Annotated in this window: 11 protein-coding genes and 1 pseudogene; 3 read left to right on the forward strand and 9 right to left on the reverse strand. The window is 72.0% G+C overall.

The window, feature by feature from the left end:
• Positions 1 to 621, reverse strand: a 621-nt coding sequence (locus CCN44_RS30770) for a TolB family protein (protein WP_414820530.1), incomplete at its 3' end; no start/stop codon positions are given.
• Positions 622 to 788: 167 nt separating this feature from the next.
• On the opposite strand from CCN44_RS30770, the gene CCN44_RS30775 reads away from it, so the two are divergent.
• Positions 789 to 1,568 carry a class I SAM-dependent methyltransferase gene (locus tag CCN44_RS30775; protein WP_059250294.1) on the forward strand — a complete coding sequence of 260 codons (780 nt, stop codon included), beginning with the start codon at positions 789 to 791 and terminating at the stop codon, positions 1,566 to 1,568.
• A 43-nt stretch (positions 1,569 to 1,611) separates the two neighbouring features.
• On the forward strand, positions 1,612 to 2,403 hold the full coding sequence (locus CCN44_RS30780) for an SURF1 family protein (RefSeq protein ID WP_189397145.1): 792 nt from the start codon (positions 1,612 to 1,614) through the stop codon (positions 2,401 to 2,403).
• 113 nt (positions 2,404 to 2,516) lie between these two features.
• Here CCN44_RS30780 and CCN44_RS30785 read toward each other — a convergent pair whose 3' ends face one another.
• The 7 genes from CCN44_RS30785 to CCN44_RS30815 all read right to left on the reverse strand — a co-directional run bounded on the left by CCN44_RS30785 (position 2,517) and on the right by CCN44_RS30815 (position 8,912).
• Positions 2,517 to 3,590, reverse strand: coding sequence for a hypothetical protein (locus CCN44_RS30785; protein ID WP_059250289.1), 1,074 nt, complete (start codon positions 3,588 to 3,590; stop codon positions 2,517 to 2,519).
• 143 nt (positions 3,591 to 3,733) lie between these two features.
• Complete coding sequence (locus CCN44_RS30790; RefSeq protein WP_079081021.1) at positions 3,734 to 4,411, reverse strand: SigE family RNA polymerase sigma factor; 678 nt, start codon at positions 4,409 to 4,411, stop codon at positions 3,734 to 3,736.
• A 311-nt stretch (positions 4,412 to 4,722) separates the two neighbouring features.
• Positions 4,723 to 5,796: an aspartate-semialdehyde dehydrogenase gene (locus CCN44_RS30795; RefSeq protein ID WP_086701266.1), complete on the reverse strand. Its 1,074-nt coding sequence runs from the start codon at positions 5,794 to 5,796 to the stop codon at positions 4,723 to 4,725.
• A gap of 16 nt (positions 5,797 to 5,812) precedes the next feature.
• Positions 5,813 to 7,084, reverse strand: coding sequence for an aspartate kinase (locus CCN44_RS30800; RefSeq protein ID WP_086701270.1), 1,272 nt, complete (start codon positions 7,082 to 7,084; stop codon positions 5,813 to 5,815).
• A 158-nt stretch (positions 7,085 to 7,242) separates the two neighbouring features.
• Positions 7,243 to 7,905, reverse strand: coding sequence for a DUF5063 domain-containing protein (locus CCN44_RS30805; RefSeq protein ID WP_059250282.1), 663 nt, complete (start codon positions 7,903 to 7,905; stop codon positions 7,243 to 7,245).
• Positions 7,898 to 8,497, reverse strand: a complete 600-nt coding sequence (recR, locus tag CCN44_RS30810; protein WP_059250279.1) for a recombination mediator RecR — start codon at positions 8,495 to 8,497, stop codon at positions 7,898 to 7,900. The genes CCN44_RS30805 and recR overlap by 8 nt, the downstream gene beginning before the upstream one ends.
• A gap of 73 nt (positions 8,498 to 8,570) precedes the next feature.
• Positions 8,571 to 8,912, reverse strand: a complete 342-nt coding sequence (locus CCN44_RS30815) for a YbaB/EbfC family nucleoid-associated protein (RefSeq protein WP_059250277.1) — start codon at positions 8,910 to 8,912, stop codon at positions 8,571 to 8,573.
• Between the two features lie 313 nt (positions 8,913 to 9,225).
• On the opposite strand from CCN44_RS30815, the gene CCN44_RS30820 reads away from it, so the two are divergent.
• Positions 9,226 to 9,975 carry an SLATT domain-containing protein gene (locus tag CCN44_RS30820; RefSeq protein ID WP_059250276.1) on the forward strand — a complete coding sequence of 250 codons (750 nt, stop codon included), beginning with the start codon at positions 9,226 to 9,228 and terminating at the stop codon, positions 9,973 to 9,975.
• 73 nt (positions 9,976 to 10,048) lie between these two features.
• On the opposite strand, the pseudogene CCN44_RS30825 reads toward CCN44_RS30820, so the two are convergent.
• Positions 10,049 to 10,419, reverse strand: a pseudogene (locus tag CCN44_RS30825) (serine/threonine protein kinase); the annotation flags it as partial.

A 10,419-nucleotide genomic window follows, 5' to 3' on the forward strand; every position in this document is an offset into this window, starting at 1 on the left:
GCCGCCCTTGGTGTCGTCCAGCTCGGCGACCGTCGTGCCGTCCGGGCGGAGCACCCGCAGCGCGGCGTGCATGGCGTCGCCGTGCTCGGTGTGCTCGACGGCGATCAGGGAGCCGTCGTGCGAGAGGTCGCCGACGCCCGCCGACTCGCGGTGCCGGTAGATCTCCACGGGTGCCGCGCCCTCGCGCGCCAGGTGGATCGTCGTGCCGTCGTCGTCCGTGGAGCGGCCGACGACCGCCGTGCGGCCGTCGCGGGCCAGGGCGAGGCCTGCCGGGTAGGACGGGGCGAGACCGGGCACGGCCGGCTCGTCCGGGCCACCCGTGAAGGGCTGGCGGCGCCAGATGCCGAACTCGTCGCCGTCCTTGTCGTCGAACCACCAGATCCAGGCGCCGTCCGGGGAGAGCACGCCGTCCGTCGTGCCGTTCGGCCGGTCCGTCGCCTGCCGCTGCTCGCCCGTCGCTCTGTCCCAGGCGTACAGCTCGTACGTCCCCGTCGCGTTCGACACGAACAGGGAGCGGTCCGGCGCGTCCTCCGCCCAGTCGGGCAGGGAGACGCGCGGCGCCCGGAAGCGCCGCTCCCAGTCCGGCATGTCCCGTTCGTCCGGCGTCCTGCTCTCACTCATGGCCCCAGTCATGCGCCCATACTGCCTGGCCGCGCCGACAATTGGGTGGCGGGTGTGCGCAGCCTGTGGATAACTTCCGGCCCATGAACGTTTCGGTACCTTCCCCGTCCGTTCCCGAGGGCTCCGCCCGGTCGGTCCCCGAAGGCTGGCGCGAGGACAACCGGGCCATGTGGGACGAGCGGGTTCCGCTCCATGTCGCCGGTTCCTTCTACGATCTCGACGGCTTCCGAGCCCGCCGGGACGGACTGCGGGACTTCGAGACGGCCGAGGTCGGGGACGTCACCGGGAAGTCGCTGCTGCACCTGCAGTGCCACATCGGCACCGACACCCTCTCCTGGGCCCACCGGGGCGCCGCCCGCGTCGTCGGCCTGGACTTCTCCGCACCGGCGGTGGAGGCGGCCCGTGCCCTCGCGGCCGACCTCGGCTACGGCCCCGACCGGGCGGCGTTCGTCACCAGCGACGTCTACGACGCCGCCACCGCCGTACCCGAACCGTCGTACGACATCGTCTACACCGGTCTCGGCGCCCTGTGCTGGCTGCCGGACATCCGGCGCTGGGCCGAGACGGCCGCCTCCCTGGTCGCGCCCGGCGGCTTCCTCTACCTCGCCGAGTTCCACCCGCTCACCGAGTCCCTGGACGACGAGACCGGCAGCCGGGTCGTGCGCGACTACTTCAGCCGGGACGCGCAGGTGTGGGACGAACCGGGCACCTACGCCGACCTCGACGCCGTCACCGTCCACAACCGCAGCGTCGAGTGGCAGCACACCCTCGGGGACGTGGTCTCCGCGCTCGCCGCCACCGGGCTGCGCATCGAGTTCCTGCACGAGCACGACGTGTCGCTCTTCCCGCGGTTCAAGAACTTCGAGGTGCGCGACGGCTACCACCGCTTCCCCGCGGACCACCCGCGCATCCCGCTGATCTACTCCCTGCGGGCCTCGAAGGGCTGACCCGCGGGCCGGGTCCGGGCGGGGGCGCCGTACCGTGGAGGGCGTGTACCGCTTTCTGCTGACACCCCGCTGGTGGGGCATCAACGTCTTCGTGCTGCTCGCCATCCCGTTCTGCGTCTTCATGGGGTCATGGCAGCTGAGCCGGTTCGAGGACCGGGTCGACGACCATCGCACCGCGACCGAGCAGGCCGCGTCCGGCCACGAGCACGCCGCGCGCCCGCTGGACTCGATGCTGCCGGTCGACAAGAGCACCTCCGGGCGGCGGGTCACCGCGAGCGGGCGGTACGCGGGGCAGCTGCTGGTGCCCGACCGGGAACTGGACGGCAAGCGCGGGTTCTACGTCCTGGCCCTGCTGCGCACCGACTCCGGGAAGGCGCTGCCCGTGGTGCGGGGCTGGCTGCCGGGTACGGCGGACCCGGCGAAGGCGCCCGCGCCGCCCGCCGGTGAGGTCACCGTCACCGGGGCGCTGCAGGCGTCCGAGACGCCCGGGGACAACGGGGTGAGCGCGCAGGGCGGGCTGCCGGCCGGGCAGACCGCGGCGATCAGCTCGGCGTCGCTGGTGAACCTCGTACCGGACCGGCTGTACGACGCGTGGATCACCCTGGACAAGGGTGACAGCGGCATGAAGGCCGTACCCGCGAGCGCGCCGGGCGGTACGGGGCTGGACCTCAAGGCGTTCCAGAACCTCGGTTACACCGGGGAGTGGTTCGTCTTCGCCGGTTTCGTGGTGTTCATGTGGTTCCGGTTGCTGCGGCGGGAGATCGAGTTCCAGCGGGACGCCGCGCTGGGCCTGGTGCCGGAGGAGCCGGACCGGGAGCCGGTACCGAGCGGCTGACCCGCGCTGGTGCGCCCCGCCGGGGGCGCGGTCCGGCGCGCGGCCACCGCCGCGTGGGCCCGGCCGGGTCCGGCGGACCCGCGGTCGCCCACACTCCCGCAGCTGAACGGCGGTCAGGCCCCGGCCAGCAGCCCGGTGTAATAGACCGTCCCCGCGCACGCCCCCGGCACCACCGCCGTCGTCGACGGGGAGCCGCCCTGGGCGGTGTGGGCGACCGCGATGCTGCCGTCGGCGGTGCCGTCCTCGGTGGCCAGCTGGGTGGTGGCGCCCTCCGAGGTGCCGCCGTCGGCCGTGCCGCCCGCGGCGCCCGCGTCCTGGGAGGGCGACGGGTCCGGTGACGGGCCGCCCGTGGTGCCGCCGTCGGTGGGGCCGCCGGTGGCGGGGCAGGTCTCCGAGGGCACGAAGGCGAACTTCTCCTCGTACGCCGCGCCGGGCTGGAGGACCAGCGAGGAGACTTCGAGGGAGGGGTCGGGCAGGGCGGTCGCCGCGTCCCCGGCCGCGTGCCGGGCGGTGAGGATCTTGGTGGGGTCGGCGGCGCCCTGGGCGGTCGGCGTGATGCTGCCCGGGCCGGCGACGGTACAGGCGGTGCCGGAGATGTTGGTGACGCGGAAGACGCCGTAGACGGCCCCCGCGGAGTCGGGCGCGTTCACCGTGCCGGTGGCGGAGCCCAGCTGGGCCGCCGTACAGAGCGGGACGCCGGAGGCCACCGTGGCGGAGGGGTTGGCGCCGCCGGCGGAGCCGCCGCCCTTGCTGCCCTTCTCGTGCTTCTCGCCGCTCTTGCCGGGCTCCTTGCCCGGCTTGACCGTCGTACTGCCGGTGTCCTTCTTGCCGCCCTTGTCGCCGCCCTTGTCCTTGCCCTGCCCGGTGCCGCCCTGGGCCTGGGACGTCTGGCCGGCCATGGCGGTGTTGGGGTCGGAGCCGCCGGCGTGGGAGACGTGGACGAGGGCCGGGATCGCGGTGCCGATGAACAGGGCCGCCGCGGCCATCCCGACCACCGCCTGCCGTTTGCGGGCGCGGCGCGCGGGGACGGCCCGGCGCAGATGGTCCAGGGTGCCGGTGCGCGGCTTGATGTCGTCGACCGCCGAGTGCAGCAGCCGGCGCAGGGCCTGCTCGTCGGAGTCGAGCCCGTCCAGGCGGTGGACTCCGTCGAGTTCCTCGGGGCCCTTGTCGTCGGGGCCGTGGTTCACAGTTCCGTTCCCAGCGTGCGTTGGCGTGTGCTCTTGCCCGTCCCGCTCCGTCGGCTCGCGCCGGGCGCGGGGCTCGTGACGTTCAGGGGAGTGCCGCTCAGGGGAGTGACTGTCATGGGAATCGCCCCCTTCGGCGTGGTCGCTCATGCCGGTGCCTCCATGGCCACCCGCAGCGCGGCGATGCCCCGCGAACCGTACGCCTTCACCGAGCCCAGGGATATGCCGAGCGTCTCGGCGACCTGGGCCTCGGTCATGTCCGCGAAGTAGCGCAGCACGAGCACCTCGCGCTGGCGGCGCTGCAGGCCCTTCATCGCCTTGATGAGGTCGCGGCGCTCCAGCTGGTCGTAGGCGCCCTCTTCCGCGCTCGCCATGTCGGGCATCGGCTTGGAGAGCAGCTTCAGGCCGAGGATGCGCCGGCGCAGCGTGGACCGGGAGAGGTTGACGACCGTCTGCCGCAGGTAGGCGAGGGTCTTCTCGGGGTCGCGGACGCGCTTGCGGGCCGAGTGGACGCGGATGAAGGCCTCCTGGACGACGTCCTCGCAGGAGGCGGTGTCGTCGAGGAGGAGTGCGGCGAGGCCGAGCAGCGAGCGGTAGTGCGCCCGGTAGGTCTCGGTGAGGTGGTCGACGGTCGTCCCGGCGGCCTCGGTCGCCACGGCACCCGCGGTCTCCTCGGCGCCGTCACGCTGACTGGGTATGCGGGCGGGCCGCGCTGCGGGCATGGGCGCGATCACCGGCATGCCGCCGGGCGCGCGCCGGGGCGCCGGGCGGGGCCGCAGGGCCGTGCCGCCGCGGGCCACACTGAGTTCGAGTACCTCTGCCACGCCAGTTGGACACGCTTCCCCCCTCGGGGGTTGTACGTGCCGGGCGTCACATGTGCGACAACCGGCGGTGCCTCAAGTGCCGTCATGCGTCCCGCTCTTCCCTTATGTCCCATTTGAACGGGCGTCCCCACGCCCCGATCACGGCGTCCCCACGCCAGGATCATCACGCCCCCAGGTCCCGCAAGGGTGACCGCAAAGACGCTCCCCGCCTCCGTACGGTTGCGGAGAGCGGGGAGAGAAATCCTCTGCCGCCGAGAGGGACGGTTCAAGTGGATTGGACCATGCTCCCGGCCACATTTCTTACGCAGATCCTACAAAGGGGGCCAAGCCGGTCCGTCCGCCTCCGCCGCGATCAGCTCCGCGATCTGCGCGCAGTTCAGCGCGGCGCCCTTGCGCAGGTTGTCGCCGCACACGAAGAGTTCCAGCGCGGTCGGGTCGTCCAGGGCCCGCCGGACCCGGCCCACCCAGGTCGGATCGGTGCCCACCACGTCGGCGGGGGTGGGGAACTCGCCGGCCGCCGGATCGTCGCACAGCACCACGCCCGGCGCGGTGGCGAGGATCTCACGGGCGCCGTCGACGCCGACCTCCCGCTGGAAGCGGGCGTGGACGGTCAGCGAGTGCGTGGTGACCACCGGCACCCGGACACAGGTCACGGCGATGGGCAGCCGCGGCAGACCGAGGATCTTCCGGGACTCGTCGCGGACCTTCATCTCCTCCGACGACCAGCCGTCCTCCCGCAGCGAACCGGCCCACGGTACGACGTTGAGCGCGACCGGCTCCGGGAACGGACCGGTGTCCTCCCCCACGACCCGCCGTACGTCCCCGGGCTTGGTGCCCAGCTCGGTGCCGGCCACCAGGGACAGCTGGGCCCGCAGCGTCTCCACGCCGGCCCGCCCGGCCCCGCTCACCGCCTGGTACGACGAGACCACCAGCTCGCGCAGCCCGAACTCGGCGTGCAGCGCGCCCAGCGCGACGATCATCGTCAGCGTGGTGCAGTTCGGGCTGGCGACGATCCCGCGCGGCCGGGACCGCACGGTGTGCGGATTGATCTCGGGCACGACGAGCGGCACGTCCGGATCCATCCGGAAGGCACCCGAGTTGTCGACGACGACCGCACCGCGCGCGGCGGCGACCGGCGCCCACTGCGCCGCGACCTCGTCGGGGACGTCGAACAGCGCGATGTCGACCCCGTCGAAGGCGTCCTCCGCCAGGGCCACCACCTCGACCTCCGCCCCGCGCACGGCCAGCTTGCGGCCGGCCGAGCGCGGGGAGGCGATCAGACGGATCTCGCCCCAGATGTCCGCCCGCTGGGACAGGATCTGGAGCATGACCGTGCCGACGGCCCCGGTCGCTCCCACGACCGCGAGCGTCGGCCTGCCGGTCATCGGCCCGCACCCCGGCTCATCGGCCGGTGCCTCCGTAGACGACCGCCTCGTCGCTGTCGGAGTCCAGCCCGAAGGCGGTGTGCACGGCGCGGACGGCCTCCGGCACGTCGTCGGCGCGGGTGACCACCGAGATGCGGATCTCGGAGGTCGAGATCAGCTCGATGTTCACCCCGGCGTTGCTGAGCGCCTCGAAGAACGCGGCGGTGACGCCCGGGTTGGTCTTCATACCGGCGCCGACCAGGGAGATCTTGCCGATCTGGTCGTCGTAGCGCAGCGAGTCGAAGCCGATGCCGGAGCGGTTCTTCTCCAGCGCGTCGATGGCCTTGCGGCCCTCGGTCTTCGGCAGCGTGAAGGAGATGTCCGTCAGGCCGGTGGAGGCGGCGGACACGTTCTGCACGACCATGTCGATGTTGATCTCGGCATCGGCGATGGTCCGGAAGATCGCGGCGGCCTCACCCGGCTTGTCCGGCACACCGACGACCGTGATCTTGGCCTCGGAGGTGTCGTGCGCGACACCGGAGATGATGGCCTGCTCCACCTGCTTGTCCCCAATCGGCTCATTGCTGACCCACGTGCCCTGCAGTCCGCTGAAGGACGACCGGACATGGATCGGGATGTTGTAGCGGCGGGCGTACTCCACACAGCGGTGGAGCAGCACCTTGGACCCGGACGAGGCCAGCTCCAGCATGTCCTCGAAGGAGATCCAGTCGATCTTGCGGGCCTTCTTCACCACGCGCGGGTCGGCGGTGAACACGCCGTCGACGTCGGTGTAGATCTCGCAGACCTCGGCGTCGAGCGCGGCGGCGAGCGCCACGGCCGTCGTGTCGGACCCACCGCGCCCCAGGGTGGTGATGTCCTTCTTGTCCTGGCTGACGCCCTGGAAGCCGGCGACGATGGCGATGTTGCCCTCGTCCAGCGCGGTGCGGATCCGGCCCGGCGTGACGTCGATGATCCGGGCTTTGTTGTGGACCGAGTCGGTGATGACGCCGGCCTGGCTGCCGGTGAAGGACTGGGCCTCGTGGCCCAGGTTTTTGATCGCCATCGCCAGCAGGGCCATGGAGATCCGCTCTCCGGCGGTCAGCAGCATGTCGAATTCCCGCCCGGCAGGCATGGGAGAAACCTGCTCGGCGAGATCGATCAGCTCGTCCGTCGTGTCGCCCATCGCGGAAACGACGACGACAACCTGGTTGCCGTTCTTCTTCGCTTCCACGATCCGCTTGGCGACGCGCTTGATGCCCTCGGCATCGGCTACGGAGGAGCCTCCGTACTTCTGCACGACAAGGCCCACGTGCGCTCCTCGCTCGGTTCGTTTGTGTCGGCTCAGTCTAACGAGCGTCCGAATGGCACCACCGTGCTCCCGCATGGTGAGACATCGCCCGCTCGGTCACGACCCCTGCCCAGCGATCGGCGCCCCACTCGGAAAGTGCCCCGGCTCACAACGGCCGGCTACTTCCCGGGGCGGATCCCCAGCGGTGCGCCGATCTCCTGCGCCATCACCCGGCCCGCCTCGAACTCCAGGGTCTCGTCGCCCATGGCCGGCTGGTCGGTGTCGAGGCCGTCCAGCTCCTCCAGGGGCTGGTTGAGGCGGACGTGGATGAGGACGGACTGGAGGGCGCGCAGCACAGCGGAGGCCGTCGGGCCCCAGTTGGAGAAGTAGGAGAACTGCCACCACCACAGGGCCTCGGTGGTGCGGCCCGCGCGGTAGTGGGCCATGCCGTGCCTGAGGTCGGTGATGATGTCGGCGAGGTCGTCGGAGATCCGGGCCGGCACCGGCGCCGTACGGGGCTCGTACGGGTCGAAGACCTCGGAGTAGACGTCGACCGGGTCCAGGAGCCGGGCGAAGTTCTCGCGCAGCTCGTCCACGTCCGGTTCGGGGCCGGGGTCGGGCTCGTAGCGCTCCTCGGGGACGATGTCCTCGTGGGCGCCCAGCCGGCCGCCGGCCAGCAGGAGCTGGGAGACCTCAAGGAGGAGGAAGGGGACCGCCGATTCCGGCTCGTCGCCCCTCGCCACCTCCGTGACGGCCACCAGGAAGCTCTCGACCTGGTCCGCGATCTGGACCACGAAGTCGTCCGGGTTCTGCGTCGAGGCGTGCAGCGTGGCGTCAGACATCTAGGAGTCGTCTCCCCTCGAAGGCGCGGCCGAGGGTCACCTCGTCCGCGTATTCCAGGTCGCCACCCACCGGGAGGCCGCTGGCCAGGCGGGTGACCTTCAGGCCCATGGGCTTGATCATGCGGGCGAGGTACGTCGCCGTCGCCTCGCCTTCCAGATTCGGATCCGTCGCCAGGATCAGCTCCGTGACCGTCCCGTCGGCCAACCGCGCGAGAAGTTCCCGTATACGCAGGTCGTCGGGTCCCACGCCCTCGATCGGGCTGATCGCGCCGCCGAGCACGTGGTAGCGGCCCCGGAACTCACGGGTGCGCTCGATCGCGACGACGTCCTTCGGCTCCTCGACCACGCAGATGACGGCCGGGTCGCGGCGCGGGTCGCGACAGATGCCGCACAGCTCCTCCTGCGCCACATTGCCGCAGGTGGCACAGAAGCGGACCTTCGCCTTCACCTCCAGGAGGGCCTGCGCGAGCCGCTTCACGTCCACCGGCTCGGCCTGCAGGATGTGGAAGGCGATCCGCTGCGCGCTCTTGGGACCGACGCCGGGCAGCCGCCCCAGCTCGTCGATGAGGTCCTGGACCACGCCTTCGTACAACGGACTGCCCTTCCTGGAGACCTTTCGGTACGTACGGTAGTTGGCTTCCGCCTCCGCTAGGAAGGCGGATGCCTCAGAACGGCAGGCCGGGGATGCCGCTGCCGCCGCCCAGCCCCTGGGCCAGCGGGCCGAGCTTCTGCTGCTGGAGCGACTGCGCGTTCTCGTTGGCCGCGTGCACGGCCGCCACGATCAGGTCGGCGAGGGTCTCCGTGTCCTCCGGGTCCACCGCCTTCGGGTCGATCCTCAGGGCGCGCAGCTCGCCGGCGCCGGTGACGGTGGCCTGCACCAGACCGCCGCCCGCCTGCCCGTCGACCTCCGTGTTCGCCAGTTCCTCCTGCGCCCGCTGCAGGTCCTGCTGCATCTTCTGGGCCTGCTGGAGCAACTGCTGCATGTTGGGCTGGCCACCGGGGATCACGATCAGCTCCTCGCCGTCTTCCGCGTCGGCTTCTCCGACGTCCTTCTCCGAGGTTCTTCTCCGACGGATTTCTCCGACGTCTTCTCCGACGGATTTCTCCGTCGTCAACGAGCCTACGTGGTCCACGCGGCCACTGCCCCGCCACTCTTTCGAGTGAGAACGTCGGCGGGTCTATACCTGATCAAGGCCCTCTTACGGGCGGAAAAGCTGGGAAAGCTCCCTCTTCGCCACCCATTGGGCGGTAGGAAGGTGGCCGCGCGTCGGCAGGGATTGTCACGCAACGTGACCGGTCGTGATCAGTAGGGAGTGCCGGGTGGGTCAGCCGGAGATGCAGCCCGAGGGTCCGCCTCAGGACGGGCGGGGCGAGGGTGCGGCCGGGCTGCGGCCGGGCGATCTGACCGGGCGGGCGTTTCCGCTCGGGGACTGGGCCGAACCCGCCGAGCGGCTGGAGGAGCTGTACCGGTGGGTGGAGCGGCGGGCCCTGGAGACGGCGGCCTGGTACCTGCGGGACCGGCTCTGGAAGCGGCGCGGGGCGCGGGTGCTGCGGGTCGGGGCGGCGGCCGGCGCGGTGACCGGGGTGACGCTGCCCCTGCTGGACCTGACCGGGACGGCCGGCGCGGTGGCGCCCTGGGGCTGTCCGGCGCTGCTGCTGGCGGTCGCCTGCGTCGGCATCGACCGGTTCTTCGGCCTGACGTCCGGGTGGATGAGGGACGTGGCCACCGCGCAGGCGGTGCAGCGGCGGCTGCTGGCGCTGCAGTTCGACTGGGCGTCGGAGAGCGTGCGGGAGGTGCTGGGACCGGCGGAGGGCACGGCCAGCGAGGCGGCCGAGCGGTGCCTGTCGGTGCTGCGGCGCTTCTCCGAGGACGTCACGGAGCTGGTGCGCACCGAGACCACCGACTGGATGGTGGAGTTCCGCACGGGTTCCGCGCCGCTGGGCATGCAGACGGCGGTGGCGACGGTGCCCCGGCAGGAGGTGGGCGGCGGCGGGGGCCGGTTCCCGCTGCCGCCGGCGAACGGGAGCCGCCCGAACATGCCGCGGCAGCGCCCGCCCGAGCCGCGCTAGGGCCTGTCCGGCCCTTCGCGGCGGACGGAATGGTCAGACAGCTCCCGGGCCCGCCCGCACCGCGGCCCGGCCGTCACTCCTTGCTGTACGTCAGACTCTCCCCGCCGCCCGCCTTGGCCCGCTTGAGCCGGCCGTCGGAGAGCAGCGTGACCTCGGTGGCCTCGCCCGGGGTGCAGGAGGTGGCAGGTTCACCGGTGGTGACGGTGGACGGTCCGATCCGCAGCGGCCCGCCGGCGCCGGGGTCTGCGGCGAGCTTCGCCTCGAAGACGCAGTGGTACGACCCTCCGCCCTCGGTCGGCCCGTCCGCGACCAGCGTCAGCACGGTGTCGCCCACCTCGCCCTGCCGGATGGTCAGTTGCCGGGTGTTGGAGCCGTCCGCGTTGTCGATGGTCGTGTGCCAGGTGCCCAGGTAGGCCTCCGGTACCGCACCGGCGGTGGAGGCGG

This window comes from Streptomyces tricolor, from assembly GCF_002155905.1.
GTDB lineage: Bacteria > Actinomycetota > Actinomycetes > Streptomycetales > Streptomycetaceae > Streptomyces > Streptomyces tricolor.

Coding starts and splice junctions, on each gene's coding strand:
- CCN44_RS30775 (WP_059250294.1), top strand. CDS start 789: ATGTGGGACGAGCGGGTTCCGCTCCATGTCGCCGGTTCCTTCTACGAT.
- CCN44_RS30805 (WP_059250282.1), bottom strand. CDS start 7,905: ATGTCTGACGCCACGCTGCACGCCTCGACGCAGAACCCGGACGACTTC.
- CCN44_RS30795 (WP_086701266.1), bottom strand. CDS start 5,796: ATGACCGGCAGGCCGACGCTCGCGGTCGTGGGAGCGACCGGGGCCGTC.